This is a genomic window from Variovorax sp. 38R (assembly GCF_014843395.1).
Classification (GTDB): Bacteria; Pseudomonadota; Gammaproteobacteria; order Burkholderiales; family Burkholderiaceae_C; genus Variovorax; species Variovorax paradoxus_H.
On the sequence record NZ_CP062121.1, the window covers coordinates 4,240,901 to 4,266,869 of the forward strand.

The following is a 25,969-nucleotide window of genomic DNA, read 5'->3' on the forward strand; positions in this document are numbered from 1 at the left end:
GAAAGGGCGTGTCAGTGAATCACTGGAACTGCGAGAGAAAACGCAGGTCGCCGTCGAAGAAGAGGCGCAGGTCGTTCACGCCGTAGCGCAGCATCGTGAGCCGGTCAGGGCCCATGCCGAAGGCGAAGCCGATGTAGCGCTCGGGGTCGAGACCCATGTTGCGCACGACGTTCGGGTGCACCTGGCCCGAGCCGGCGACTTCGAGCCAGCGGCCGGCCAGCGGGCCGCTCGCGAACTGGATGTCGATCTCGGCGCTCGGCTCGGTGAACGGGAAGAAGCTCGGGCGGAAGCGCAGCACGAGGTCGTCGCGCTCGAAGAAGGTGCGGCAGAAGTCGGTGAAGACGACCTTCAGATCCTTGAAGCTCACGTTCTCGCCGAGCCACAGGCCTTCGCACTGGTGGAACATGGGCGAGTGCGTGGCATCGCTGTCGACGCGGTAGGTGCGACCCGGCGCGATCACGCGGATCTCGGGCGCCTTCACGGTGCCGGTGGTGTCGGCGGCAGCAGCGGCGAATTCGGCCGCGTACTTCTTGGTGTGCTGGTGGGCGTAGCGCACCTGCATCGGGCTGGTGTGCGGACGCAGGTTGTACGGGATGCCGTCGTCGCCCTTGAGGTCGACGTAGAAGGTGTCCTGCATCGAACGCGCCGGGTGGTTCGGCGGGTTGTTGAGCGAGGTGAAGCTGTGCCAGTCGCTCTCGATTTCGGGGCCGTCGGCGACGTCGAAGCCCATGCTCGAGAAGATCTCTTCGATGCGCTCCAGCGTGCGGCTCACGGGGTGCAGTCCGCCACCGGCGCGTTGGCGGCCGGGCAGGCTCACGTCGAGCGCTTCGGCGCGCAGTTGCAGCGAGAGTTCTTCGTCGGCGAGTTGCTGGCGGCGGCCGGTCAGCGCGGCCTCGATGGCCTGCTTGCCGACGTTGATTGCGGCGCCGCGGGACTTCTTCTCTTCGACACTCAGCGCGGCCATGCCCTTCATCAGCTCGGTGATGCGGCCCGACTTGCCGAGGAACTGGGCCTTGGCGTTTTCGAGCTCTGCGGGCGTTTTCGCTTCAGCGAAGGCGGCGCGTGCGGTGTCGACCAGGGAGTCCAACTCGTTCATAGCAACAAAAATCTTCGAGGGGAAATAAAAAAGAGCTGGAGCCTTTTCAAGCGCCAGCCCTTGAGCCGTGGGCGCAAGAAGCCGTCCGGAGACGGCGACCTGCTGTGCAAAATCAAGCAGCCAGCTTGGCCTTGACCTGCTCCACGATGCCGGCAAAAGCGGCCTTGTCGTGCACGGCGATGTCCGCAAGCATCTTGCGGTCGATCTCGATACCGGCCTTGCGGATGCCATTGGCGAACTGGCTGTAGGTCAGGCCCAGTTCACGCGAGGCGGCGTTGATACGCGCGATCCACAGCTGACGGAACACGCGCTTCTTGGTACGACGGTCACGGTAGGCGTATTGCCCAGCCTTCATCACCGCCTGTTTGGCGACGCGGAAGACATTACCGCGGCGACCGCGAAAACCCTTGGCGAGTGCGAGAACTTTTTTGTGGCGGGCGCGAGCCGTTACACCACGTTTGACGCGAGGCATGTGTTTACTCCTTGTTCGTCTGAATTAAATGCCACGGCCGGGCAGCATGGCGGCGACAGAAACCATGTTGGTCTCATGCACTGCGACTGCACCACGCAGGTGACGCTTGTTCTTGGTGGTCTTCTTCGTCAAGATGTGACGCTTGAAGGCTTGACCGCGCTTGACGGTGCCACCGGGACGAACGCGGAAACGTTTTTTCGCGCTGCTCTTGGTCTTCATTTTGGGCATATGAATGCTCCTTTAGTTTGTGCTCGTGAGGCGCCACGGATACTCCACGGACTTGTTGGCCCCGAGACACTTCTTTATCTCGCCCCCGCCTGCACTTCTTTCGAAATGCGGGCCAGGGCGAAATCCCTTCAAAACCCGTCTACTGCAAACGCCTCAGGCGGTTGCCGTGGGCGCCGCTGCCGGCGCAGCGTCTGCAGCCGGCTTCGGCGCCGCGCTGCCAACCTTCTTGCGGCCCGGAGCGATCATCATGATCATCTGGCGGCCTTCCAGCTTCGGGAACTGCTCGACCATGATCGTGTCGCCCAGTTCGTCGCGAATGCGCTGCAAGAGTGCCAGACCGAGCTCCTGGTGCGTGATCTCGCGGCCGCGGAAGCGCAGCGTGATCTTGCATTTGTCGCCCTCTTCAAGAAAGCGCTTGATGTTGCGCATCTTGATGTTGTAGTCGCCATCGTCGGTACCGGGCCGGAACTTGATTTCCTTGACCTCGATGACCTTCTGCTTCGACTTCGCCTCGGCTGCCTTCTTCTGCTCGTGGTACTTGAACTTTCCGTACTCGATCAGGCGGCACACGGGCGGATTGGCCGCAGCAACGACCTCCACCAGATCCACGTCGGCCTCACCCGCAAGGCGCAAGGCTTCGGAAAGGCTCATGACACCCAATGGCTCGTTTTCCGGGCCGACCAGGCGGACTTCCGGGGCCATGATTTCCCGGTTCAGGCGGTGTTGGCGTTCCTCGCGGTGGCGGCGGTCGCGAAATGCAGTAGCGATGGTCAGAATCCTTCAAAGTTTGCTACAAAATCTGTAGCGATCGCCGCTCAGTCTTCGCGGACAGGCGGCACGACGTGGCAAAGAAACATATGGGGTGTTTCAGAGACAAATCAACGCTTGTCAGCAACGTCCTGGACGAGCCGTTGCGTGAACGATTCGAGGGACATTGCACCGAGGTCTTGATTGCCCCGGGCGCGCACTGCGACGGCACCTGCTTCCTTTTCCTTGTCACCCACGACGAGGATGTAAGGGAGCTTTTGCAACGAATGCTTCCGTATTTTATACGTAATCTTTTCGTTGTGCAGATCAAGCTGAACTCTAAGCCCTTGATTTTGCAGCGTTTTCGCAACTTGCGCAGCGTAATCGGCCTGCCCTTCGCTGATATTGAGCACCGCCACCTGCACCGGAGCGAGCCATGCAGGCATGGCGCCGGAGTGGTGTTCGATGAGCATGCCGATGAAGCGCTCGAGGCTGCCGACGATGGCGCGGTGCAGCATCACCGGGTGGGCACGGCCGCTTGATTCCGTGACGTACTCGCCGCCCAGGCGCTCGGCCGTGTTGAAGTCGACCTGCATCGTGCCGCACTGCCACTGGCGGCCGATGGCGTCGCGCAGCGTGTACTCGATCTTGGGGCCGTAGAAGGCGCCGTCGCCGGGCGAGATGATGAAGTCGACACCCGAACGGCGCAGCGATTCCATCACTGCATGCTCGGCCTTGTCCCACAGCTCGTCGGAACCGACGCGGTTCTCGGGCCGCGTCGCGACCTTGTAGAGGATGTCCGTGAAGCCGAAGTCGGCATACACCTTCTGCAGCTGTGCCGTGTAGGCGATGCATTCGTCGAGGATCTGGTCCTCCGTGCAGAAGATGTGGCCGTCGTCCTGCGTGAAGCCACGCACGCGCATGATGCCGTGCAGCGCGCCGCTGGGCTCGTTGCGGTGGCACTGGCCGAACTCGCCGTAGCGCAGCGGCAGGTCGCGGTAGCTGCGCAGGTCGCTCTTGAAGATCAGCACATGGCCCGGGCAGTTCATCGGCTTCAGCGCGTACTCGCGCTTTTCCGACTCCGTCGTGAACATGTTGTCGCGGTAGTTCTGCCAGTGGCCCGTCTTCTCCCACAGGCTCTTGTCGAGAATCTGCGGGCCCTTCACTTCCCAGTAGCCCGTGTCGCGGTAGATGCCGCGCATGTACTGCTCGACCTGCTGCCAGAGCGCCCAGCCCTTGGGATGCCAGAACACCACGCCTGGCGCCACTTCGTCGATGTGGAACAGGTCGAGTTCCTTGCCCAGCTTGCGGTGGTCGCGCTTCTCGGCTTCCTCGATGCGCTGGATGTACTGGTCGAGCTGCTTCTTGTCGGCCCAAGCCGTGCCGTAGATGCGCTGCAGTTGCTCGTTCTTGGCGTCGCCGCGCCAGTAGGCACCGGCCAGCTTCGTGAGCTTGAAAACCTTCAGGAAACGCGTGTTCGGCACGTGAGGGCCGCGGCACATGTCGACGTATTCCTGGTGGTAATACAGGCCCATGGCCTGCTCGTCGGGCATGTCTTCGACGAGGCGCAGCTTGTAGTCTTCGCCGCGCGACTTGAAGACCTCGATGACTTCCGCGCGTGGCGTCATCTTCTTGACGACGTCGTAGTCCTGCGCAATCAGCTCGCGCATGCGCGCCTCGATGGCGGCCATGTCATCAGGCGTGAACGGGCGCTCGAACGAGATGTCGTAGTAGAAGCCTTCATCGATCACGGGCCCGATCACCATCTTGGCCGACGGGTACAGCTGCTTGACCGCGTGGCCGACCAGGTGGGCCGTCGAGTGGCGGATGATCTCCAGGCCCTCGTCGTCCTTGGGCGTGATGATCTGCAGCTTGGCATCGCGGTCGATGACGTCGCTGGCATCGACGAGCTTGCCGTCGATCTTGCCGGCCACCGTCATCTTGGCGAGACCGGGGCCGATGGACTGGGCCACTTCGGCCACCGAAACCGGGCCAGGGAACTCGCGGCGCGAGTTGTCAGGGAGCGTGATCTGGATCATGTGAAAACCTCGGGGAGAAAAACAAAAAAGCGCGGTGGATGCCGCGCTTTGCTTGGTTGGTGCGCTGGAAAAACCAGCGAGCGCGGGGCTACCGGCCCTTTCCTTCGAAGAAGAAAAAGCCGCTGAATCCTTGCGGGGTAGTTCGCGGTGTCATAACCAAGGTGCCTTTCTCGCTCTTGTTGAGTGCAGAGTCGGCGATTCTAGCCGCTGCCTGTGCGGGCCGTGGGGCCGCGCCCATTCGTCGAAACGCCCACGAAAAAGCCCGGCACGGGGCCGGGCTCGGGGGCGACAGCGCAGCGCGCCATCACTCAGCGATCAGCGAAGGCAGCTCAGTGGAACTGCTCTTCTTCGGTCGAACCGGTCAGTGCCTTCACGCTGGACGAACCGCCCTGGATCACGGTGGTCACGTCGTCGAAGTAGCCGGCGCCGACTTCCTGCTGGTGCGACACGAAGGTGTAGCCCTTGTCGCGTGCGGCGAACTCGGGTTCCTGCACCATGTTCACGTAGTGCTTCATGCCTTCGCCGCGGGCGTAGGCGTGGGCGAACTGGAAGGTGTTGAACCAGTTGATGTGGATGCCGGCCAGCGTGATGAACTGGTACTTGTAGCCCAGCTCCGACAGGTCTTCCTGGAACGATGCGATCTGCTTGTCGTCCAGGTTCTTCTTCCAGTTGAACGACGGCGAGCAGTTGTACGACAGCAGCTTGCCGGGGCAGGCGGCGTGCACGGCTTGCGCGAATTCACGGGCGAAGCCGATGTCCGGCACGCCGGTTTCGCACCAGACGAGGTCGGCATACGGCGCGTAGGCGACGCCGCGGCTGATGGCTTGCTCCAGGCCGTTCTTGACGCGGTAGAAGCCTTCTTGCGTGCGCTCGCCCGTCAGGAAAGCCTTGTCGTTGGCGTCATGGTCGGACGTGATCAGGTTCGCGGCTTCCGCGTCGGTGCGGGCCAGAACGATGGTCGACACGCCCATGACGTCGGCAGCGAAGCGCGCCGAGATCAGCTTTTCGCAGGCTTCCTGCGTCGGCACGAGCACCTTGCCGCCCATGTGGCCGCACTTCTTGACGGCGGCCAGCTGGTCTTCGAAGTGCACGCCGGCAGCGCCCGACGCGATCATGTTCTTCATCAGTTCGAAGGCGTTCAGCACGCCGCCAAAGCCGGCTTCAGCGTCGGCCACGACCGGCAGGAAGTAGTCGATGAATTCCTTGTCGCCCGGGTTGATGCCGCGGCCCCACTGGATTTCGTCAGCGCGCTTGAAGGTGTTGTTGATGCGACGGACCATCGTCGGCACCGAGTCGTAGGCGTACAGCGACTGGTCGGGGTACATCGTTTCCGAGGTGTTGCCGTCGGCGGCGACTTGCCAGCCCGACAGGTACACGGCTTCGAGGCCAGCCTTGGCTTGCTGCATGGCCTGGCCGGCGGAGATCGCGCCGAAGGCGTTCACATAGCCCTTCTTGGCACCGCCGTTGATCTTGGCCCAGAGCTTTTCAGCGCCGCGCTTGGCCAGCGTGTGCTCGATGGGGAGCGAACCGCGCAGGCGAACCACGTCGGCTGCGCTGTAGCCGCGCTTCACGCCCTTCCAGCGCGGGTTGGTGGCCCAGTCCTTTTCGAGGGCGGCAATTTGCTGTTCGCGGCTCAGTTGTTCGTTCAGGGTCTGGGGCATGGTCACTCCGTGAGGTTGATTGAAGGTTGGCGTTGCGGCCGTAGGGTTACTGTAATCCCATTGCAGACTCTTATGTCTTATAGAAGACATATTTTTGAACCAACAAAATCAACAACTTACAGAGATATTTCTCAATGAGAAATTATTTTTCTCATATTGAGAAAAAATATTGCGGCGCAGCAGTTCGAATTTTCGCGATGCGGAATCACTCTTTCGGTTGTGAAAACGAACGCGCTCCCCCTGCAATTTCCGCCGCGTGCGCGATCCAGTCGCCGCTGCCGATCACGCGACAACCTGCAATGCGCGTCGGGTGGATCTCGTAGACCAGGCAGTCGATCGATTGCGCCCCCACCAGCACGCGCACGCTGCGCCGGATGTACTCGCCCGAATCGTCGTCGGCCACTTCTTCGAGCCGGTCGAGTTCGCGCTCGACCTCCGGCGCGATGCGATAGACCTCGCCCTTCACGCGCCCTGCCCCGCCGAGCACCACGCCCGGGTACGCGCCCAGGTCGTACAACGTGCCGGCAATGAAAGCCTCGCCGATGAACACCGGCGCCGGCCGGTAGCGCGCGATGTCGTTGCGCCCGCCGCGCCGCAGCGTGCCGTAGACAAGAACGTGGGGCATCATCGAATCCATCCGATCAACAACCAGTGCCCAGTCTATTGAACCCCGCCGCTTCCACCTCCGGCCGCCTCGTGGCCTACGGCTGCCTGGCCTTGAGCATGTCGCTCGTCGGCATCTACGTCGCCCTCTCCAAGCCGCTGGTGGCCGCCTTCCCGGTGTTGCTGCTGGCCTGGTTGCGCTTCGGCATCGCGGCCCTCGCCATGCCGCACTGGCTCCAGCGCACGCCCGACGAGCCGCCCATGAGCGCACGCACGCGCGGGCTTGTCTTCCTCGAATCGTTCCTCGGCAACTTCCTGTTCTCGATCTGCATGCTGTTCGGCGTGAGCCTTACGAGCGCCGTGTCGGCGGGCGTGATCATGGCGTCGATCCCCGCCGTGGTCGCGGTGGCGAGCTGGCTCTTCCTGCGCGAACGTATCACAGCGCGCATCGGCCTGGCCATCGGCTGCGCTGCAATCGGCATCGGCCTGCTCGCATTCACGCCGACGCATGCGCCGGCCACCACCGGCAGTGGGGTCGGCGCACCGTCGATGCCCTGGCTGGGCAACCTGCTCGTGTTCTGCGCAGTGCTCTGCGAGGCCGCCTACGCGGTGATCGGCAAGTCGCTCACCGGCAAGCTGGGCCCCAAGCGCATCGCCTCGCTCATCAACCTGTGGGGCTTCGTGCTCTCGATGCCCTTCGGCATCTGGTTCGCACTGCAGTTCGATTTCACCGCCGTGCGCTTCGGCACCTGGGCGCTGCTCGTGGCCTACGCGCTGGCCGCCAGCATCTGGACCGTGTGGCTGTGGATGACCGGACTTCGCCACGTACCAGCGGCACAAGCGGGCGTCTTCACTGTCTTGCTGCCCGTCAGCGCGGCCCTCGTGGGCGTGCTCGTGCTCGGGGAAAACCTCACTTCGCCGCAGCTGCTTGCGTTCGCGATCGCCCTCGTGGGCGTGGTGCTGGCGACGTGGCCGGGGCGACGAACGTGAACAACGCCCCTTCTCCCCTCTGAAAAAACAACAGCTCCCAATGAAAAAAGCGCTTTTTCCCTTGGAAACGCGTTTTTTCTCATTTAGCATCCGCATTGCCACTGGAGACGCAAGTTTTTCATTGGTGAACGTTCAACCAAAAAAGGAAATCAACCATGGCAACTGCAAAGAAAGCTCCGGCAAAGAAAGCCGCTCCCGCAAAGAAGGCTGCGGCTCCTGCGAAGAAGGCCGCTCCGGCCAAGAAGGCTGCGGCGCCCGCAAAGAAGGCTGCTGCTCCTGCAAAGAAGGCTGCCGCTCCTGCGAAGAAGGCTGCTGCTCCGGCAAAGAAGGCTGCTCCTGCAAAGAAGGCTGCTCCCGCCAAGAAGCGCACCCCCAACGCTGCGTTCATGAAGGCCCTGACCCCCAGCCCGGCACTCGCCGCTGTGGTCGGTTCGACGCCTCTGCCGCGCACCGCTGTGGTCAGCAAGCTGTGGGACTACATCAAGAAGAACAACCTGCAAGACAAGGCCAACAAGCGCAACATCAACGCCGACGCCAAGCTGAAGGAAATCTTCGGCAAGGCCCAGGTTTCGATGTTCGAACTGGCTGCGCTGATTGGCAAGCACGTCAAGTAAGCGTTCGGGGGCCTCGTGCTCCTGAGTCAAAAAGCCCGCGTCATGCGGGCTTTTTTTTCGCCTGCGGCAAGCCCTCACCCGCCTCGAAGAAACGCGCGGGCGTGCGGCCGAAGTGCTTGCGGAAAGCCTCGATGAAGGCGCTCACCGAGCTGTAGCCCACCGTCAGCGCCACGGCCGTCACCGACTCGCCCAGGCTCAGCAGCTCCACCGCCTTCAGCAAGCGCGCCTGCTGGCGCCACTGCGCGAAGCTCCATCCGGTCTCGGCGGCGAAGCGGCGCGTGAGCGTGCGGCGGGCCATGCCGATGCGATCGGCCCAGTCATCAATGCCGTCGGCCAACGCCGGATCGTTCGCCAATGCGCTCGCCATCACCACCAGCCGCGGGTCCTGCGGCATCGGCAGGTGCAGCGACTCGCGCCCACCGGCCGCCAGCTCGTCGATCAGCACACCCACCAGTCGCGCGCGGCGAAGCTCCAGCAGCGCATCGGATGCCTCCAGCGACATCAGCCGCGCCACCAGCTCCCGCACCAGCGGCGTGGCGGCAAAGACATGCGGTCCGCCCGGCAGCGCCGCCGCAGCCGATGCATCGATGTGCAGGCTCCACCCCGACGTGGCACCGAAGCTCTGCGCGGCATGGGCGCAGCGCGGTGCGATCCACCCGATCCATCCCGGCGGCTGCACCCAGCGGCCTGCGGGCGTCTCGATGACCTGCAGGCCCTCGCGCAGCGCGAACAGCTGGCCTGTCTCGTGCGCGTGGTAGCCGGTGACGCGCGGCGTTTCGTGCGCGTAGCGCCAGAGCGTCGCGGGCGATTCAACCGCCATGGCTGCTGGCCCGCGGGCGGTATCGATTGGCCCCGCGCCGCAAGCCGGGCGCGACTCTGCTGCCTAGCATCGGATGCATCTCCACCAAGGAACCGCCATGAAAGCGCAAGACATCATTCCCGACGGACAGGACTTCACCGTCATCGACGGCCACACCGTGCGCAAGGGCTCGGTCGGCGCCTTCCTCGCGAATGCGCGCGTGCTCGAAGACGCGAATGCCCCGGCCGACGCACGCCGCATCGCCCGCGACGACCTGCTGTCGCTCGTCCCCACGCTCGACGCGCTGGGCCTGTTCGATGTCTTCGAACTGCGCTCGCCCGCGCTGCGCGACGAGGTGGCCCGCCATCGCGCGACGCTCAGCCCTGCGCCTGCTGCTTCGCCGCGCGCGTGATCGACGCGAGCGTGCCGCGCGTGGTGATCACTTCGGGGTCGAGTGGGATCTCAATCAGCGTGCCCGTGTCGGCCGCCAGCGCGCGCAGCAGCGCCGCTTCGAACTGCGCCGTCTCGGTGACACGCTCGGCCGCGTAGCCGTAGGCGCGCGCCAGCCCGCAGAAGTCCGGGTTGCGCAGCGCGGTGCCGCTGGTGCGCTCGGGGTACTCGCGCTCCTGGTGCATGCGGATCGTGCCGAACATGCCGTTGTTGAGCAGCACGACGATGCTCTTGCCGCCGTGCTGCGAGGCCGTCGCCAGCTCCTGCCCGTTCATCAGGAAGTCGCCGTCGCCCGCGATGGTGAAGGCCACGCGCCCGGTCGCGATGCTCGCCGCGATGCCGGCCGGCACGCCGTAGCCCATCGCCCCACTGGTCGGCGCCAGTTGCGTCTTCGCGCCCTTGGCGAGCCCGTGGTAGCGGAAGTAACGATGCACCCAGCTCGCGAAGTTGCCGGCACCGTTCGTGATGGCCGCATCCGCCGGCAGGTGCTTCTGCAGCAGCGCCACCACCGCCGCCATGTCGACCGCGCCGCGCGGCGTCTCGGCCGGCATGCCGGTGAGCGCCTGCGGCTCGAGCCAGGCTTCGTAGTCCGCATGCAGCTGCTGCGCCCAGTCTTCCCACGGCAGCGTAGGCGGCGCGCTCAGCACCTCGAGGCTGCGTGCGGCGGCGCTCATGCCGGCGTTGATCGCCAGGTCGGCCTGGTAGACGCGGTTCAGTTCCTCGGCGCTCGCGTGAATGTGCACCAGCGTCTGCTTCGCCTTCGGCGCTTCGAGCAGCGTGTAGCCGCCGGTCGTCATCTCGCCCAGGCGCGGGCCGATGGCCAAAATCAGGTCGGCGTCCTTCACGTGCTGCGCGAGCTTCGGGTTGATGGCGATGCCCACGTCGCCCGCGTACAGCGGGTGGTGGTTGTCGAAGGTGTCCTGGAAGCGGAAGGCGTTCGCGACCGGCAGGCGCCAGTTCTCGGCGAAGCGCTGCAGCGCCTGGGCGGCCTGCGTCGTCCAGCCCCCGCCGCCAGCAATCACCAGCGGACGCTGCGACTTCAGCAGCAGCTCGCGCAGCGTGCGCAACGCGCCGGGGTCGCTCCACGGCTGGACCGCCTCCACGCGCGCCAGCGGCCGTGCCGACGTCTCGGTGCGCAGCATGTCTTCGGGCAGCACCAGCACGACCGGGCCCGGTCGGCCGTTCATCGCGGTGGAGAAGGCGCGCGCGATGTACTCGGGAATGCGGTCGGCGTCGTCGATGCGCTCCACGCGCTTGGCGAAACCCTTGGTGCTCGGGCCGAAGAAGCTGGCGTAGTCCACTTCCTGGAAGGCCTCGCGGTCGCGGAAGTCGCTGCCGACGTCGCCGACGAACAGCACCATCGGCGTCGAATCCTGGAACGCGTTGTGCACGCCGATCGATGCGTTGGTCGCGCCCGGCCCGCGGGTCACGAAGCACACGCCCGGGCGCCCGGTGAGCTTGCCGTGCGCCTCGGCCATGAAGGCTGCGCCGCCCTCCTGCCGGTTCACCACGAAACGTGCGCGGTCGCCGTACGCATGAAAGCCGTCGAGCACCGCCAGGAAACTCTCGCCCGGCACACCGAAGGCGACCTGCATGCCTTGCTCGACCAGGCACTCGACGATCAGGTGGCCGGCGGGTTGTGATGTACTCATGAAGATTCGAACCTCAGTTGCAAATGTCTCCGGCAATTATGTGCGCCCGCCTTCCACGCCTTGTCTTAATTCCCCAATTGGTTAAATTCGCGTCATGAAGGCCCCCAAGGACTCTTTGCCCGAAACGCTCGAGCCGCGCTCGCGCGACGCCGACCGCTCGCAGCTGGCCATCCTCGCGTCGGCGCGCGACGAGTTCGCCGCGCGCGGGCTCGCCGGAGCGCGCATGGACAGCATCGCCGAGCGCGCTGGCCTGAACAAGCGCCTCATCTACTACTACTTCGGCAGCAAGGACGACCTGTTCCTGGCCGTGCTCGAGCGCGTGTACGCCGACATCCGTGCCGCCGAACAGCGCCTGCACCTGGACGAGATCGAGCCCGTCGAAGCCATCCGCCAGCTGGTGTCGTTCACCTGGCACTACTACCTGGAGCACCCCGAGTTCATCACGCTGCTCAACAGCGAGAACCTGCACGGCGCCTCGCACCTGAAGCGCTCCGAACGCATCCAGGAGATGAACTCGCCACTGGTGCAACTGCTGGCCACCGTGCTGGAGCGCGGCAAGAAAGACGACCTGTTCCGCGCCGGCGTTGACCCGGTGCAGCTGTACATCTCCATCGCGTCGCTGTGCTACTTCTACCTCTCGAACAACCACACGCTGTCGGCCATCTTCGGGCGTGACCTGCGTGCCCCCAAGGCGATGGCGCAACGCCTCTCGCACATGACCGACCTCGTGCTGGGCTACGTCCTGCACTGACCTGACCCCGAACATCGGCGCGCGCCCCGCTGCGGGCGCGCCCATCCCTCGCTCTCGCTCTCCGGGTAATCACTAGGCAACCGCCGTTGACGCTGCGGCGCAGCCGTTCCTAAAATCGCTAATTCACTCATTGGTGAATTGACCGATCCCAGAATGCGGCCCGATCCGCGCGGAGACACACCTTGAAGCCCCTTGCCAGCACTGCACGCACCACCGTCCTTGCCTCGCTGACCTGCATCGCCGCCCTGCTGCCGGGCCTGGCCGCAGCGCAGAACGGCTACCCCACCAAGCCGATCCGCGTGATCGTTCCTTTCGCCGCCGGCAGCACGACGGACATCATTGCCCGGGCCATCGCCGACAAGATGAGCCTCAGCATGGGCCAGACGCTGGTCATCGACAACCGCGGCGGCGCCAGCGGCACCATCGGCCAGCAGGCCGTGGCCACGGCCGCGCCCGACGGCTACACGGTGATGATCCATTCGTCGTCGCACACGGTCAGCCCTTCCACCTTCGCCAAGCTGCCCTTCGACACGCTGCACGACTTCGCGGGCGTCACGCCGATCTCGTCGCTGCCCAACGCACTGGTCATCTCGCCCAGCAAGAACATCAAGACCCTGCCGCAGCTGCTGGCCGCCGCGCGCGCCAAGCCCGGCAGCATGAACTTCGCCTCGGCCGGCCAGGGCAGCGCCACGCACCTGAACGCCGAGAAGTTCAAGATGGCCGCGAAGATCGATGCGACCAACATCCCGTTCAAGGGATCGGGCGAAGCCGTCACCGAGGTGCTGTCGGGCCGTGTCGACTACTACTTCTCGCCCATCGCACCGGTCATCGGCCAGATCAAGGACGGCCAGTTGCTCGCACTGGCCGTGGGCTCTCCCAAGCGCGCCGCCGCCCTGCCCGACGTGCCCACCACCACCGAGGCCGGCGTGCCCGGCTCCGAGTTCAACTTCTGGATCGGCATGATGGCGCCTGCCAAGACGCCACGCGACGTCGTCAACCGCCTGCATGACGAGGTGGTCAAGGCCCTGGCCACGCCCGAGGTGAAGGAGCGCTTCCTCAAACTGGGCGCCGACGCCTGGACGCTCAAGCCCGAGCAGTTCGACGCCTACATCAAGGACGAGATCACGAGCAACGCGCAGCTCGTGAAGGCCGCCGGCCTGTCGGTCCAGCCGTAATCGGCAACAAGAGGCTGCCGTCGTCGCCATGTTCCGCAAGCTCCTGCTCTCCCCGGCCCTGCGCCCGTTCTTCCTGATCCTGTTGCTGCTGGTGCTGTGGGACCTGACGATCCGCCTCTTCAAGATTCCGGCCTACCTCATTCCCCCGCCGTGGGAGGTCGTGAAGCAGCTCGTGGCCGAATGGCCGCGCCTGCTCGCCGAAGCCTGGAAGACCACGCTCGCCACGCTCGGCGGCTTCGGCCTCACGATCGTCATCGGCATTCCGATCGCGATGGTCATCGCCTATTCGCGGCTGGTCGAGTCGTACGTGTACCCGCTGCTGGTGTTCTCGCAGAGCATTCCCAAAGTCGCGATCGCGCCGCTGTTCGTGGTGTGGTTCGGCTTCGGCATCCTGCCCAAGGTGATCAGCGCCTTCCTGCTGGGCTTCTTCCCGGTGGTGGTGTCGACGGTGATGGGCTTCAAGTCGGTCGAGCCCGACATGCTCGACCTCGCCCGTTCGATGGGCGCGAGCCGCCTGCAAACTTTCTTCAAGATCAGCCTGCCGCAGGCCCTGCCCGCGATCTTCAGCGGCCTGAAGGTGTCGGTCACGCTGGCCGTGGTGGGCGCCGTGGTCGGTGAATTCGTCGGTTCCAACTCGGGCATCGGCTACGTGCTGCAGGTGGCCAACGGCAACTTCGACCTGCCCTTGATGTTCGCCGCGCTCGTCGTGCTGTCGAGCATCGGCGTCATTCTTTTCGTCGCCGTCGACCTGGTCGAGCGCGTGATGATTCCGTGGCATGCCTCGCAGCGCCACGTGCAATGAGTTCCTGGTTCCTTCTGCACATCCATAAAACTCCCGGAGACAAGACCATGAAGAAACTGCTTCCCTCGCTGCTCGCCGCAGCCGCGCTCGCCACCTTCGCCATCGCTCCCGCGCACGCGCAGGGCGACAAGCCGAAGGACAAGGTCACGCTGATGCTCAACTGGTACCTGTACAGCGAGCACGCGCCCTTCTTCCTCGGCAAGGAGAAAGGCTTCTACGCCGAGGAAGGCATCGAGCTCGACATCCAGGAAGGCCGCGGCTCCGCCGTCACCGCGCAGGCAGTGGCCGCCAAATCGGCGACCTTCGGCTACATCGACGTCACCACGATGATCAAGGCTGCTGCCAAGGGCGCGCCGCTCAAGTCGACCGGCGTGCTGTTCCAGGTCAGCCCGATGTCGGTCATGGGCTTCAGCGAGAAGAACATCAAGACGCCCAAGGACATCATCGGCAAGACCGTCGCCGTGACGCCCGGCGATTCGATGTCGCAGATGTGGCCGCTGTTCCTCAAGGTCAACAACATCAAGGCCGACCAGGTGAAGATCGTCTCGGGCGACGGCCAGACCAAGCTCAATGCCGTGACCAACGGCCAGGCCGATCTGCTGCTGGGCTACGTGATGGACCAGGCCATCAAGCTGCAGGACGCCACCGGCAAGCCCGTGACGCCGATCCGCTTTGCCGACTCGGGCGTGAACCAGATCAGCTCCGGGATCATCACCAACAAGAACCTGCTGACCGAGAACCCCGACCTCGTGAAGCGCTTCATGCGCGCCTCCACCAAGGCCGCCGAAGCCGCCGAGAAGAGCCCTGAAGCTGCGGTCGACGCGATGCTCAAGGCCAACCCGAAGGCCGGCGTGCGCGACACGCTCATCGTCGGCATGAAGCAGAGCGTGGCGCTGTATCACACGAAGGACACAGCCAACCAGCGGCCGTTCCGCGTGGCGATGAAGAACGTCAACGACTCGCTCGATCTGCTGGTGCAGTACGGCGGCATGGATGCATCCACACGCGGCAAGCCCGAGGACTACGTGACCCTCGACTTCCTGCCGAACTGATTCGCTGCCCTGCGCGCGCTCGCTGTTGTCACCTTTCACGCACTCCATGTCCCAAGTCAACCTGATCGAAGCGCGCGGCGTCTCGAAGACCTACCAAAGCAAGGACGGCCCGGTCGAGTCGCTCAAGCCGCTGGACTTCGCCATCGAAGAAGGCGAGTTCGTCTCCGTCGTCGGCCCCTCGGGCTGCGGCAAGAGCACGCTGCTCAAGATGGTCGCGGGCCTGCTGCCGATCAGCGGCGGCGAGCTCACGCTGGCCGGCAAGCCGATCAAGGGGCCGCAGAAGGACGTGGGCATCGTGTTCCAGAGCGCGGTGCTGCTGCCCTGGCGCAGCGTGGAAGACAACATCCTGCTGCAGGCCGAGATGCGCCACCTGCCCAAGGCCGCCTCGCAGGCCCGGGCGCGCGAGCTGATGGAGATGGCCGGCCTCAAGGGCTTCGAAGGCAAGTACCCCTGGCAGCTGTCGGGCGGCATGCAGCAACGCGCGTCGATCTGCCGCGCGCTGCTGCACGACCCCTCGGTGCTGCTGATGGACGAGCCCTTCGGCGCGCTCGACGCGATGACGCGCGAAAAGATGAACCTCGAACTGCAGCGCATCTGGATGGCGTCGAAGAAGACCGTGATGCTCATCACCCACAGCATCCCCGAGGCGATCTTTCTCTCGGACCGCGTGATCGTGATGAGCGAACGCCCCGGCTCGATCGCCGCCGTGTACGACATCGACCTGCCCCGCCCGCGCACGCTGGACATGATGGCCTCGCCCGAGTTCGGCCAGTACACGAAGCTGGTGCGCGCGCATTTCTTCTCGCAGGGCATCCTGGACCACTGAAGCGGCCATGACCGACACGCCCCGTTTCCACATCGAAGAGATCCGCTTCGCCGAGCGCGACGTGGCCCTGCGCCTGCCGTTCCGCTTCGGCGCGGCCACCGTCACCGCCTGCCCGCAGGTCTACGTGCGAGCCCGCATCCGTTTCGAGAACGGCGGCACGGCCGAAGGCTGCGCGGCCGAGATGATGGTGCCCAAGTGGTTCGACAAGAACCCGGCCCTCACCAACGAGCAGAACTTCGAGCAACTTCGCTTTGCGCTGCGCGATGCACGCGACGCGTACGTCGGCGAAGATGACGCGCAGACCGCGTGGACGCACTTCGCCTCCAACTACGCCGCACTGCAGGCCCGCGCGAAGGCCAAGGGTTTGCAGGCGCTGGTGGCGAGCTACGGTCCGGCACTGATCGACCGCGCCGTGATGGATGCGCTGTGCCTGCACACCGGCACGAGCTTCGCAGCGGCGATGAACGCCAACCTCTGCGGCATCGACATCGCCGGCAGCGGCCTCGCCGACGACCTCGCGGGCTTCGAGATGCCCGCGTTCCTCGCCAGCCAATCGCCGCACGCCAGCATCGCCGCACGCCACACCGTCGGCCTGGCCGATGCGATCGACGACAGCGACGCGCTGCCCGACGCGCCCACCGACGGCCTGCCGACCACGCTCTCCGCCGCTGTGAAGCGCTACGGCCTCACGCACTTCAAGCTCAAGCTCTGCGGCAACACCGCGCAGGACATCGACCGGCTCCAGCGCATCGCCCGCGTGATCGACGGCCACGCCCAGCTCGTGACGCTCGATGGCAACGAGCAGTACGCCGATGCCGACGACTTCGCCGTCTTTCTCGACCGCATGCTCTCCACGCCCGTGCTGTGGAAGCTCGGGCAGAAGACTGTCTTCGTCGAACAGCCGATCCGCCGCGATGCCGCCTTGCAGCGCAGCGTGTCGGCGCTCGGCAAGCGCATTCCGCTGCTTGTCGACGAATCCGACGGCACGCTCGATGCCTTCGTGCAGGCGCGCGCGCTCGGCTACACCGGCGTGTCGAGCAAGAGTTGCAAGGGCTTCTACAAATCGGTCGTCAACGCGGCGCGTTGCGCGCACTGGAATGCGGCAGAAGACAAGCCGCGCTATTTCCTCTCCGGCGAAGACCTCACCATGCAGGCCGGCATCGGCGTGCAGCAAGACCTCGCACTCGTCGGCTGGCTCGGCCTTTCGCACGTCGAGCGCAACGGACATCACTACGTCAACGGCCTCGCGGCCGTGCCCGAGGCCGAGCAGCAGGCGCTGTCGCAGCTGCACCCCGGCCTCTACGAAACCAGCGACGGCGCCACGCGCCTCGCCCTCCGCGAAGGACAGTTGTCCCTGTCTTCGCTCGCCACCGCGCCCGGCTTTGCCACCGGCAAACCCGGCGCCGGCATCTCGTGGGACGCCATGCGTTCCGTCTACTGAAGCACCCCTCTCGCATCCCAAGGAAGAAAACGATGGCCACCCAACGTCTCGGAATCATCATGCACGGCGTCACCGGCCGCATGGGCATGAACCAGCACCTGATCCGCTCCATCTGCGCGATCCGCGCGCAAGGCGGCGTCACGCTGTCGAGCGGCGACAAGGTCATGCCCGACCCGATCCTCATCGGCCGCAACGCCGAGAAGATGGAGGCGCTCGCCAAGACCCACAACATCGCACGCTGGGGCACCGACCTCGACAAGGCGCTCGAGAACAAGGACGACACGATCTTCTTCGACGCCGGCACCACACAGATGCGCCCCACGCTGCTGGCCAAGGCCATCCGCGCCGGCAAGCACGTGTACTGCGAGAAGCCGATCGCGACCAACCTGAACGAAGCCGTTGAAATCGCACGCCTGGCCGAAGGCTCGGGCCTGAAGCACGGCGCCGTGCAAGACAAGCTGTTCCTGCCGGGCCTGCGCAAGCTCGACATGCTGCGCCGCGCCGGCTTCTTCGGCCGCATGCTCAGCGTGCGCCTGGAGTTCGGCTACTGGGTGTTCGAGGGCGACCTGCAGCCGATTCAGCGTCCGAGCTGGAACTACCGCAAGGAAGACGGCGGCGGCATGATCCTGGACATGATGTGCCACTGGCGCTACGTGCTGGACAACCTGTTCGGCGAAGTGAAGTCGGTCTCGTGCATCGGCGCGACGCACATCCCCACGCGCTGGGACGAAGCCGGCAAGCCGTACGAAGCCACTGCCGACGACGCGGCCTACGCCACCTGCGAACTGACCGGCCACAACGGCGAGCCGGTGATCGCGCAGATCAACATGAGCTGGGCCACGCGCGTGCGCCGCGACGACCTCGTGACCTTCCACGTCGACGGCACCGACGGCTCGGCCGTGGCCGGCCTGTCGAGCTGCCGCGCCCAGTCGCGCGTCGCCACGCCCCGCCCGGTGTGGAACCCCGACGAGAAGCAGATGATGAATTTCTTCGACCAGTGGCAGGAGATTCCGGATTCGCAGGTCTACGACAACGGCTTCAAGATCCAGTGGGAGCATTTCATTCGCCACGTGGTGGAGAACGAGCCCTACAAGTGGACGCTGCCCGAAGGCGCCAAGGGCGTGCAGCTGGTCGAGGCCGCGCTCGAGTCGTGGCAAGACCGCCGCTGGGTCGACGTGCCCGCGCTGAAGGTCTGACGAAGAAGCTGCCATGGCACTCTCGCTGACCCTCCCCACCGCGAGCGGCACGCTCGCGCCCTACGCCCTGCGCGGCACCGCACCGGTGAAGCCCGAAGCGGGCGTCAAGTTCAACCGCATCGCCTACTCGGCCGCGCACGTCGTGGCCGACCCGCTCGCGGCCGTCGACCCGTGGCTGCAGGCCGCGGTCGACTGGGACACCACCATCGCCTACCGCCGCCACCTGTTCTCGCTGGGCCTGGGCGTGGCCGAGGCGATGGACACCGCGCAGCGCGGCATGGGCCTCGATTGGCCCACGTCGCTCGAACTGATCCGTCGCTCGCTCGATGCGGCGAAAGACATGCCGGGCGCGCTCGTCGCCTCGGGCTGCGGCACCGACCACCTGAACATCGACGACGTGAAGAGCGTTGACGACGTGATCCGCGGCTACGAAGAACAGATGGCCGCCATCGAAGCGCTCGGCGGCAAGCTGATCGTGATGGCAAGCCGTGCGTTGGCCCGCGTGGCAAAAAGCCCCGCAGACTACGAGCGCGTGTACGACCGCATCTTGAGCCAGGCGAAGCAGCCCGTGGTGCTGCACTGGCTGGGCGACATGTTCGACCCCGCGCTTGCGGGCTACTGGGGCACGAAGGACGTCGATGCGGCCATGGACACGGCCGTAGGCATCATCGCGGCGCACCCGGACAAGGTCGACGGCATCAAGATTTCGCTGCTCGACAAGGACAAGGAAATCGCCATGCGCCGCCGCCTGCCGAAGGGCGTGCGCATGTACACGGGCGACGACTTCAACTACGCCGAGCTGATCGCGGGCGACGGCTTCGGCAGCGAGCCGACGCACGGCAAGAGCGATGCGCTGCTGGGCATCTTCGACGCCATCGCGCCTGCCGCGAGTGCCGCGCTCGGCGCACTCGCGCAAGGCAACACCGAGAAGTTCCACGCGATCCTCGGCCCGACGGTGCCGTTGTCGCGCCACATCTTCGCGGCGCCCACGCGCTTCTACAAGACGGGCGTGGTGTTCATGGCCTGGCTTAACGGCCACCAGAAGCACTTCACGATGGTGGGCGGCCAGCAGAGCACGCGTTCGCTGCAGCACTTCGCGGAGCTGTTCCGCCTCGCGGATGCAGCCAATCTGCTGGAACAGCCGGAACTCGCGGTGCGGCGCATGAAGACGCTGCTGGCCCTGCACGGCGTGGAAGGCTGAGCGAACCCATGCGCGACTTTTCGCAGAACCACGACTGGCTGTCGATCAACACGGCGACCATCCGCAAGCAGTCGGGCGCCGAGGTGCCGCTCGACCGCCTCATCGACCAGTGCGCCGAGCGCGGCATCCGCGCCATCAGCCCGTGGCGCGACCAGGTCGCGGCCGTCGGGCTCGATAAGGTGGCGAAGCAGCTGAAGGCCCACGGCATCGGCCTCTCGGGCTACTGCCGCGGCGGCTTCTTCCCGGCGCCTGATGCGGCCGGCCTGAAGGCCGCGCTCGACGACAACCGCCGTGCCATCGACGAAGCCAAGACGCTCGACGCGCCCTGCCTCGTGCTCGTGGTCGGCGCCCTGCCCGGTGCGCTCGAAGGAAAGGTGGCCTACAAGGACATCGCCCGCGCGCGCAACGAGGTGCGCGATGGCATCGCCGCCTCGCTCGAGTACGCGCGCGAAGTCGGCATGCCGCTGGCCATCGAGCCCCTGCACCCGATGCAGGCGGCCGACCGCGCCTGTATCAACACGCTCGAGCACGCGCTCGACCTGTGCGACGAACTCGATGCGGGCAAGACCGGCATGCTGGGCGTGGCACTCGACATCTATCACGTGTGGTGGGACCCGAAGCTGCAGCAGCAGATCGCCCGCGCCGGCCGCGAACGGCTGCTGGCGTACCACGTCTGCGACTGGCTCACGCCGACGCGCGACCTGCTCTCCGATCGCGGGATGATGGGCGACGGCGTGGTCGAGCTGAAGAAGATTCGCGGCTGGGTCGAGGACGCGGGCTTCGCGGGTTTCAGCGAGGTCGAGATCTTCTCGAACCTCGACTGGTGGCAGCGGCCCGGCGCCGAGACGCTCGACGTTTGCATCGAACGACACAGCAGCGCGGTCTGATCGATCCGGCCGAAGCGAAAGGCAGCCGCTTGTGCTGCAATTCGCCCCATGGCTGACCCGACCCTCGACGACCTGCGCCGCTACGCCGTCGCGCGCACCCTCTTCACGCCCACGACGCTCCCCGCCGCGATCCGCAAGCTCGGCTTCGTGCAGGCCGACCCGATCCGCGCACCCGCGCGGGCGCAAGACCTCACGCTGCGCCACCGCGTGAAGGACTACCGCGCGGGCGATCTCGAAAGCCGCTACGCACGGCTCGCGATCGAGGAAGACTGCCTCGTCAACTACGGCTTCCTGCCGCGCGAGCACCTCGCGCTGATGCATCCGCGCGAAGCCAAGCAGGCCTGGGACGCCGACACGCGCCGCAAGGCCACCGACGTGCTGGCCTATGTGCGCGAGCACGGGCCGGTGCATCCGCGCCAGGTCGAGCAGCACTTTGCGCATGGCCGCATCCAGAACTACTGGGGCGGCTCCAGCAACGCCACCACGCACCTGCTCGACGGCATGCACTACCGCGGCCTGCTGCGCGTGGTGCGACGCGACAGCGGCACGCGGGTCTATGAAGCGGTGAACCATCTGCCCGCCGACGACAGCCCCGCCGGGCGCGCGCAGCGTGCGGCGGCGCTCATCGAACTGGTGGTGCGCAAGTACGCGCCGCTGCCGGCCACGAGCCTGACGTACCTCGTGCGCCTGCTCGGCTACGGCGCCCCGCACCTTGCCGCGCAGACGCAGGCGGCGCTGCGGCTGGCGCGCGAGGAGCTGGCCAGTTGCCGCATCGACGGCACCATCTGGTACTGGCCCGGCGACGAGAACCCCGCCTCGCGCCGCCATGCGCCCGACGACGCGGTGCGCCTGCTCGCGCCCTTCGACCCGGTGGTGTGGGACCGCCGCCGCTTCGAGCTGCTGTGGGGCTGGACGTACAAGTTCGAGGCCTACACGCCCGCGCCGAAGCGGCAGTTCGGCTACTACGCGCTGCCGATGCTGTGGCACGACCGCGTGATCGGCTGGGCCAACGTGAGCGCGCCTGAAGGTCGGTTGCAACCTACCTTCGGCTACGCCGATGCGAAGAAGCCGCACGGCGCGGCCTTCCGCGCGGGCCTCGATGACGAACTGCACCGCATGACGCAGTTCCTCGCCGGCCGCTGACGCTGCCTTTTATAATCGCCCGCCTCAGCCAGCCGCTCGCGCCCGCCGCGAGCCCGCCAGCCGTCTTCGAAGGAACGAAGACGCAGCAGCCCGAGCGACGACGCCCCCCGTCGTCGCATCCGGCCACTGCCCCCACGACGCCGTAGACACACAACACCAGCCGGTGCGACTTCCTTGCGGGAAGCGCCACGGCACGCGCTCGTTCGTTTCCGTTTTTTCGCTCGCACCCGAGAAGCCATGGCGCGCCCCGACCGCGCCGCAGCCACTCCCCCGCCCTAGACACATCCGACGCAGGACACAGGAGAAGCTGCACATGACATTCAAGAATCGTCGCCCCGGAACGCCGCTCACGCGGCGGGGCTATGCCGCGTTCGCGGCCACCGCCGTGGCACTCGCCGCCAGCGCACAGGCCCATGCGCAAGAAGCCGCCGCGGCCGACACGCGGCAGGCGCTGCCCACCGTGACCGTCTCGGGCGATGCGGGTGAAACCGCCACCGGCCCCGTGACGGGCTTCGTCGCCAAACGCGGCAGCACCGCCACCAAGACCGACACGCCGCTGATCGAAACGCCGCAGGCCATCTCGGTCGTCACGCGCGACCAGATGGAAGCGCAGGGCGCGCTCACCCTGCGCGAAACCACCAACTACACGGCCGGCGTGGTGTCGAGCTACTTCGACAGCCGCGGCGACTCGTTCAAGGTGCGCGGCGGCGACGCTGTCCAGTACCTGGACGGTATGCAACGCACCTACGGCGTCTACAACAGCAGCAAGCCCGAGCCGTACATGCTCGAGCGCGTCGAGCTGCTGCGCGGCCCCTCGTCGGTGCTCTATGGCCAGGGTGGCGTCGGCGGCGTGCTCAATCTCGTGTCGAAGCGTCCGCAGGCCGAGACGCAGCGCGAAGTGCAGCTGCAGCTGGGCAGCAACTCGCGCAAGCAGATCGCCGCCGATTTCACCGGCTCGCTCGATCCCGAGAGCAAGTGGATGTACCGCCTCGTGGCCGTGAACCGCGACAGCGGCACGCAGGTCGACCACGTGTCGGACGACCGCATCGCGATCGCGCCCTCGCTCACCTGGCGCCCGAACGCCGACACCTCGCTCACGCTGCAGGCGTCGTACCAGAAGGACAAGAGCGGTTCGCTGATCGGCTTCTTCCCGTGGCAAGGCACGCTGCTGCCCTCGCTGTACGGCCGAATCCCGACTTCGACCTTCACCGGCGAGCCCGGCTTCGACCGCTTCGACACGCGCAGCACCTCGCTCGGCTACCTGTTCAGCCACCGCATCAACGACACCTGGACGGTGCGCCAGAACCTGCGCTCGACGGAGAGCAAGGTTTGGTACAACACCTCGTACACCAGCTTCGCGGCCAACCGCCTCACGGGCCGTCCGGCGCGACCGGTGTTCAATGCCGACCAGCGCACCATTGAGCGCGACCTGAGCAGCGACATCAACGGCGGCAAGATGCTGCTGCTCGACAACCAGGCCGAGGCGCACTTCAAGACCGGCGAGGTCGAACACACGTTGCTGCTGGGCGCCGACTTCCAGCGCAACACCACCTCCAAACTCTCGGGCCGCGGCCGTGCGGGCGCGCTCGACGTGTACGCGCCGGTGTACGGCAACTACACGGCGCCGACCAGCTACACGCGCGCACCCGAAGTGGTGCAAAAGCAGGCGGGCCTGTACGTGCAGGACCAGGTCAAGTACGGCCGCTGGATCGGCCTCCTGGGCCTGCGCCACGACAAGGCCACCACCGACACCGAAGGCCGCCCCGCCGCGGCGGCCGACGACAAGGCCACCACCAAGCGCGCCGGCCTGGTCTACCTGGCCGACGGCGGCTGGGCGCCGTACCTGAGCTATGCCGAATCGTTCCTGCCGCTGGGCGGTGTCGACACGTCGAACAACCCCTTCAAACCGCAACGCGGCAAGCAGTGGGAAGCCGGCGTGAAGTGGGAGCCCGCGGGCCAGCGCACCTCGTTCATGGCGGCCGTGTACGACCTGCGCGACACCAACCGCAAGACCACCGACCCGACCAACCCGCTCAACAGCGTGCAGCTCGGCGAAGTGCACGTGAAGGGCCTGGAGCTCGAGTACAAGGGCAGCATCGCGCGCGACTGGGACTGGATCACTTCGTACGCGTACACCGACGCGCGCGTGTCGAAGAGCAACGGCTCCGACCTGGGCAAGCGCATCTCGGGCGTGCCCAAGCACACGGCCTCGGCCTGGGTGACCAAGCGCTTCTCGATCGGCGGTCTGCACGGCTTCTCGGCCGGCGGCGGCGTGCGCTACATGGGCAAGTCGTACGACGGCATGGACAACAACCCCGTGCCCGCAGTCACGCTGTTCGACGCGATGTTCGCGTGGGACAACGGCCCGCTGCGCCTGGCGCTCAACGTGGCCAACCTGACCGACAAGGTGCAGATCACCACCTGCCTGGCGCGCGGCGACTGCTTCTACGGCCAGCGCCGTACCCTGACCGCGAGCGCCACGTACCGCTTCTGAAGAAAATCCCCGCGCGGGCGAAGGTCTGGCGCGCGGGTGACAACCCCCCGCTGCAAGGGGCTTCTAGAATCGCGCCGTTGTCCGGTTCGCCGGACGGCAAGCGTTCTCAGGGCGGGGTGCAATTCCCCACCGGCGGTGATGGCGACGAAAGTCGCACAAGCCCGCGAGCGCCTCAGGCCTGCCACAGGTTCGAGGGTCAGCAGATTTCGGTGCGATTCCGAAGCCGACGGTCACAGTCCGGATGAAAGAGAGCGCGAAATGCGGGCATGCCCGCGCGCCTTGCTTTGCTTTTTTGAGGCAAACCGGCGCGCGAGCGGGCCTGTGGTTTCGTGCGCCCTGATTCAGGAAACCTGCTTTCTAGAGGCACACCATGAGTCAGATCAACGACCTTCCCCTTTCTGCCGTCACCGCGTCGGGTTCGCCGCGCGGCCAGCGCATCGCATTCGTCGAGGCGCAATGGCATTCCGACATCGTCCACCAGGCACGCGACGCCTTTCTCGAAGAGATGGCGCGGCTCGGCGTGGCGCGCGAGCTCATCGACATCTTCGATGTGCCCGGCGCCTTCGAGATTCCGCTGCACGCCAAGCGCCTCGCCAACTCGGGCAAGTACGCAGCCATCATCGGCTGCGCGCTGGTGGTGGACGGCGGCATCTACCGCCACGAGTTCGTCGCCAACACCGTCGTCAGCACGCTGATGTCGCTGCAGCTGGAGACCGACGTGCCGATCTTCTCGGCCGTGCTCACGCCGCACCATTTCCACGAGCACGTGGAGCACCGCAAGTACTTCCACCGCCACTTCGCGATCAAGGGCACGGAAGTGGCCGAGGCCTGCTTCAAGACGCTCGAGGCGCTGGACAAGGTCGACACGCTGCTCGCCGCCTGACCCCGCAGTTGGCAAGCGGCGCAAGCCTGCAGTAACCTGCGCGGATGGCCTCTCCATCCGCTCCAGCGGCCGCAGCAGCTGCCGACCGCTACACCCTCTATGGCGCGCCCGGTTCGGGCGCCACGCCCATCCATGCCGCGCTGACGCTGATCGGCGCGCAGGTCGACACGGTCGACATCGCCCCCTGGGAGGGCGAGTCCGAGCGCGAGCGTCTGACCGACGTCAACCCGATGCAGCAGGTGCCCGCGCTCGTGCTGCCTTCGGGCGAGGTGATGACCGAGAGCGCGGCCATCCTGATCTGGCTCGGCGACCGCTACCCCGAGGCCGGGCTCTGCCCCGCGCCCGACGATCCGCTGCGCACGCGCTACCTGCGCTGGATGGTCTATTTGCCGGCATCGATCTATTCGATGTTCTGGGTGCGCGACGACCCGCAGCGCCTCGTGCCCGACCCCGCCGCACAGGCCGCGATGCTCGAACGTTCGGCCGAGCGCATCGCGCACTGCTGGCACCTGATGGACACGCAGATCGACGAACCCGCGCCCTACCTGCTCGGCAAAAAGATCAGCATGCTCGACCTGTACGTGACCGTGATGTCGCGCTGGACGCCGACCCGCCGGCGCTTCTACCGCGTGGCGCCACGCATGGCGCGCGTGGTGCGCCGCGTGGACGCCGAGCCGCGGCTGGCGGAATTCTGGGCGGCGCGCTTTCCCTTCTCGCTGGATACGAGCGCGCCGAGCGGCTGAACCCAGTTTTCTATCATCGACCCC

Annotated in this window: 25 protein-coding genes and 1 riboswitch; of the genes, 16 read left to right on the forward strand and 9 right to left on the reverse strand. The window is 66.0% G+C overall.

Translation table 11 applies throughout. The features are described from left to right. Positions 1-19: 19 nt before the first annotated feature. The 7 genes from pheS to IG196_RS19550 all read right to left on the reverse strand — a co-directional run bounded on the left by pheS (position 20) and on the right by IG196_RS19550 (position 6,871). The gene (gene pheS / locus IG196_RS19520) at positions 20-1,096 is read right to left on the reverse strand and encodes a phenylalanine--tRNA ligase subunit alpha (protein WP_192192555.1); all 1,077 of its coding nucleotides are present in this window, start codon (positions 1,094-1,096) and stop codon (positions 20-22) included. 112 nt (positions 1,097-1,208) lie between these two features. Continuing rightward, a complete protein-coding gene (gene rplT, locus IG196_RS19525) occupies positions 1,209-1,568 on the reverse strand; it encodes a 50S ribosomal protein L20 (RefSeq protein WP_007832499.1) in 360 nt (119 codons plus the stop codon). A gap of 24 nt (positions 1,569-1,592) precedes the next feature. Continuing rightward, entirely contained in the window at positions 1,593-1,796 is a 204-nt protein-coding gene (rpmI, locus tag IG196_RS19530; protein ID WP_007832497.1) for a 50S ribosomal protein L35, read from the reverse strand. Positions 1,797-1,949: 153 nt separating this feature from the next. Beyond that, positions 1,950-2,573, reverse strand: coding sequence for a translation initiation factor IF-3 (gene infC / locus IG196_RS19535; protein WP_101489776.1), 624 nt, complete (start codon positions 2,571-2,573; stop codon positions 1,950-1,952). Between the two features lie 101 nt (positions 2,574-2,674). Next, entirely contained in the window at positions 2,675-4,582 is a 1,908-nt protein-coding gene (thrS, locus tag IG196_RS19540) for a threonine--tRNA ligase (RefSeq protein ID WP_192192557.1), read from the reverse strand. Positions 4,583-4,911: 329 nt separating this feature from the next. Next, a complete protein-coding gene (aceA, locus tag IG196_RS19545) occupies positions 4,912-6,243 on the reverse strand; it encodes an isocitrate lyase (protein ID WP_192192559.1) in 1,332 nt (443 codons plus the stop codon). A gap of 205 nt (positions 6,244-6,448) precedes the next feature. Then, positions 6,449-6,871: a gamma-glutamylcyclotransferase gene (locus tag IG196_RS19550; RefSeq protein WP_192192561.1), complete on the reverse strand. Its 423-nt coding sequence runs from the start codon at positions 6,869-6,871 to the stop codon at positions 6,449-6,451. A gap of 35 nt (positions 6,872-6,906) precedes the next feature. On the opposite strand from IG196_RS19550, the gene IG196_RS19555 reads away from it, so the two are divergent. Continuing rightward, complete coding sequence (locus IG196_RS19555; protein WP_192197091.1) at positions 6,907-7,836, forward strand: DMT family transporter; 930 nt, start codon at positions 6,907-6,909, stop codon at positions 7,834-7,836. A gap of 155 nt (positions 7,837-7,991) precedes the next feature. Beyond that, complete coding sequence (locus IG196_RS19560) at positions 7,992-8,450, forward strand: SWIB/MDM2 domain-containing protein (RefSeq protein ID WP_099790873.1); 459 nt, start codon at positions 7,992-7,994, stop codon at positions 8,448-8,450. 40 nt (positions 8,451-8,490) lie between these two features. Here the strand turns inward: IG196_RS19560 and IG196_RS19565 are convergent, their stop codons facing one another. Beyond that, complete coding sequence (locus IG196_RS19565; protein WP_192192563.1) at positions 8,491-9,270, reverse strand: AraC family transcriptional regulator; 780 nt, start codon at positions 9,268-9,270, stop codon at positions 8,491-8,493. 97 nt (positions 9,271-9,367) lie between these two features. Here IG196_RS19565 and IG196_RS19570 point away from each other — a divergent pair, with 97 nt between their 5' ends. Beyond that, positions 9,368-9,661: a hypothetical protein gene (locus IG196_RS19570; RefSeq protein ID WP_192192564.1), complete on the forward strand. Its 294-nt coding sequence runs from the start codon at positions 9,368-9,370 to the stop codon at positions 9,659-9,661. Here IG196_RS19570 and IG196_RS19575 read toward each other — a convergent pair. Then, positions 9,627-11,351, reverse strand: a complete 1,725-nt coding sequence (locus tag IG196_RS19575; protein ID WP_192192566.1) for a thiamine pyrophosphate-binding protein — start codon at positions 11,349-11,351, stop codon at positions 9,627-9,629. The two genes, IG196_RS19570 and IG196_RS19575, sit on opposite strands and share 35 nt — an antisense overlap. Positions 11,352-11,445: 94 nt before the next feature. On the opposite strand from IG196_RS19575, the gene IG196_RS19580 reads away from it, so the two are divergent. The 13 genes from IG196_RS19580 to IG196_RS19640 all read left to right on the forward strand — a co-directional run bounded on the left by IG196_RS19580 (position 11,446) and on the right by IG196_RS19640 (position 25,945). After that, positions 11,446-12,102, forward strand: a complete 657-nt coding sequence (locus IG196_RS19580) for a TetR/AcrR family transcriptional regulator (protein WP_192192568.1) — start codon at positions 11,446-11,448, stop codon at positions 12,100-12,102. Positions 12,103-12,284: 182 nt separating this feature from the next. Continuing rightward, a complete protein-coding gene (locus tag IG196_RS19585) occupies positions 12,285-13,277 on the forward strand; it encodes a tripartite tricarboxylate transporter substrate binding protein (protein ID WP_192192569.1) in 993 nt (330 codons plus the stop codon). A 28-nt stretch (positions 13,278-13,305) separates the two neighbouring features. Continuing rightward, positions 13,306-14,079 carry an ABC transporter permease gene (locus IG196_RS19590; RefSeq protein ID WP_153283120.1) on the forward strand — a complete coding sequence of 258 codons (774 nt, stop codon included), beginning with the start codon at positions 13,306-13,308 and terminating at the stop codon, positions 14,077-14,079. Between the two features lie 47 nt (positions 14,080-14,126). Beyond that, complete coding sequence (locus IG196_RS19595) at positions 14,127-15,131, forward strand: ABC transporter substrate-binding protein (RefSeq protein ID WP_192192571.1); 1,005 nt, start codon at positions 14,127-14,129, stop codon at positions 15,129-15,131. A 46-nt stretch (positions 15,132-15,177) separates the two neighbouring features. Then, positions 15,178-15,957, forward strand: coding sequence for an ABC transporter ATP-binding protein (locus tag IG196_RS19600; RefSeq protein WP_153283118.1), 780 nt, complete (start codon positions 15,178-15,180; stop codon positions 15,955-15,957). Between the two features lie 7 nt (positions 15,958-15,964). Beyond that, on the forward strand, positions 15,965-17,398 hold the full coding sequence (locus IG196_RS19605) for an enolase C-terminal domain-like protein (RefSeq protein WP_192192573.1): 1,434 nt from the start codon (positions 15,965-15,967) through the stop codon (positions 17,396-17,398). 32 nt (positions 17,399-17,430) lie between these two features. Continuing rightward, positions 17,431-18,594, forward strand: a complete 1,164-nt coding sequence (locus tag IG196_RS19610) for a Gfo/Idh/MocA family protein (RefSeq protein ID WP_192192574.1) — start codon at positions 17,431-17,433, stop codon at positions 18,592-18,594. 13 nt (positions 18,595-18,607) lie between these two features. Further along, positions 18,608-19,795 carry a dihydrodipicolinate synthase family protein gene (locus tag IG196_RS19615; protein ID WP_192192576.1) on the forward strand — a complete coding sequence of 396 codons (1,188 nt, stop codon included), beginning with the start codon at positions 18,608-18,610 and terminating at the stop codon, positions 19,793-19,795. A gap of 8 nt (positions 19,796-19,803) precedes the next feature. Continuing rightward, entirely contained in the window at positions 19,804-20,682 is an 879-nt protein-coding gene (locus tag IG196_RS19620) for a sugar phosphate isomerase/epimerase family protein (protein ID WP_192192578.1), read from the forward strand. A gap of 48 nt (positions 20,683-20,730) precedes the next feature. Next, complete coding sequence (locus tag IG196_RS19625) at positions 20,731-21,825, forward strand: DNA glycosylase AlkZ-like family protein (RefSeq protein WP_192192580.1); 1,095 nt, start codon at positions 20,731-20,733, stop codon at positions 21,823-21,825. A gap of 313 nt (positions 21,826-22,138) precedes the next feature. Then, positions 22,139-24,319 carry a TonB-dependent siderophore receptor gene (locus IG196_RS19630; protein ID WP_192192582.1) on the forward strand — a complete coding sequence of 727 codons (2,181 nt, stop codon included), beginning with the start codon at positions 22,139-22,141 and terminating at the stop codon, positions 24,317-24,319. Between the two features lie 98 nt (positions 24,320-24,417). After that, positions 24,418-24,576: riboswitch (FMN riboswitch) on the forward strand. Between the two features lie 113 nt (positions 24,577-24,689). After that, complete coding sequence (locus IG196_RS19635) at positions 24,690-25,202, forward strand: 6,7-dimethyl-8-ribityllumazine synthase (protein WP_192192584.1); 513 nt, start codon at positions 24,690-24,692, stop codon at positions 25,200-25,202. 44 nt (positions 25,203-25,246) lie between these two features. Beyond that, on the forward strand, positions 25,247-25,945 hold the full coding sequence (locus IG196_RS19640; protein WP_192192585.1) for a glutathione S-transferase family protein: 699 nt from the start codon (positions 25,247-25,249) through the stop codon (positions 25,943-25,945). Positions 25,946-25,969: the final 24 nt, after the last annotated feature.

Coding starts and splice junctions, on each gene's coding strand:
- pheS (WP_192192555.1), bottom strand. CDS start 1,096: ATGAACGAGTTGGACTCCCTGGTCGACACCGCACGCGCCGCCTTCGCT.
- rplT (WP_007832499.1), bottom strand. CDS start 1,568: ATGCCTCGCGTCAAACGTGGTGTAACGGCTCGCGCCCGCCACAAAAAA.
- rpmI (WP_007832497.1), bottom strand. CDS start 1,796: ATGCCCAAAATGAAGACCAAGAGCAGCGCGAAAAAACGTTTCCGCGTT.
- thrS (WP_192192557.1), bottom strand. CDS start 4,582: ATGATCCAGATCACGCTCCCTGACAACTCGCGCCGCGAGTTCCCTGGC.
- aceA (WP_192192559.1), bottom strand. CDS start 6,243: ATGCCCCAGACCCTGAACGAACAACTGAGCCGCGAACAGCAAATTGCC.
- IG196_RS19550 (WP_192192561.1), bottom strand. CDS start 6,871: ATGATGCCCCACGTTCTTGTCTACGGCACGCTGCGGCGCGGCGGGCGC.
- IG196_RS19560 (WP_099790873.1), top strand. CDS start 7,992: ATGGCAACTGCAAAGAAAGCTCCGGCAAAGAAAGCCGCTCCCGCAAAG.
- IG196_RS19565 (WP_192192563.1), bottom strand. CDS start 9,270: ATGGCGGTTGAATCGCCCGCGACGCTCTGGCGCTACGCGCACGAAACG.
- IG196_RS19570 (WP_192192564.1), top strand. CDS start 9,368: ATGAAAGCGCAAGACATCATTCCCGACGGACAGGACTTCACCGTCATC.
- IG196_RS19575 (WP_192192566.1), bottom strand. CDS start 11,351: ATGAGTACATCACAACCCGCCGGCCACCTGATCGTCGAGTGCCTGGTC.
- IG196_RS19580 (WP_192192568.1), top strand. CDS start 11,446: ATGAAGGCCCCCAAGGACTCTTTGCCCGAAACGCTCGAGCCGCGCTCG.
- IG196_RS19590 (WP_153283120.1), top strand. CDS start 13,306: ATGTTCCGCAAGCTCCTGCTCTCCCCGGCCCTGCGCCCGTTCTTCCTG.
- IG196_RS19595 (WP_192192571.1), top strand. CDS start 14,127: ATGAAGAAACTGCTTCCCTCGCTGCTCGCCGCAGCCGCGCTCGCCACC.
- IG196_RS19600 (WP_153283118.1), top strand. CDS start 15,178: ATGTCCCAAGTCAACCTGATCGAAGCGCGCGGCGTCTCGAAGACCTAC.
- IG196_RS19605 (WP_192192573.1), top strand. CDS start 15,965: ATGACCGACACGCCCCGTTTCCACATCGAAGAGATCCGCTTCGCCGAG.
- IG196_RS19610 (WP_192192574.1), top strand. CDS start 17,431: ATGGCCACCCAACGTCTCGGAATCATCATGCACGGCGTCACCGGCCGC.
- IG196_RS19615 (WP_192192576.1), top strand. CDS start 18,608: ATGGCACTCTCGCTGACCCTCCCCACCGCGAGCGGCACGCTCGCGCCC.
- IG196_RS19620 (WP_192192578.1), top strand. CDS start 19,804: ATGCGCGACTTTTCGCAGAACCACGACTGGCTGTCGATCAACACGGCG.
- IG196_RS19625 (WP_192192580.1), top strand. CDS start 20,731: ATGGCTGACCCGACCCTCGACGACCTGCGCCGCTACGCCGTCGCGCGC.
- IG196_RS19630 (WP_192192582.1), top strand. CDS start 22,139: ATGACATTCAAGAATCGTCGCCCCGGAACGCCGCTCACGCGGCGGGGC.
- IG196_RS19635 (WP_192192584.1), top strand. CDS start 24,690: ATGAGTCAGATCAACGACCTTCCCCTTTCTGCCGTCACCGCGTCGGGT.
- IG196_RS19640 (WP_192192585.1), top strand. CDS start 25,247: ATGGCCTCTCCATCCGCTCCAGCGGCCGCAGCAGCTGCCGACCGCTAC.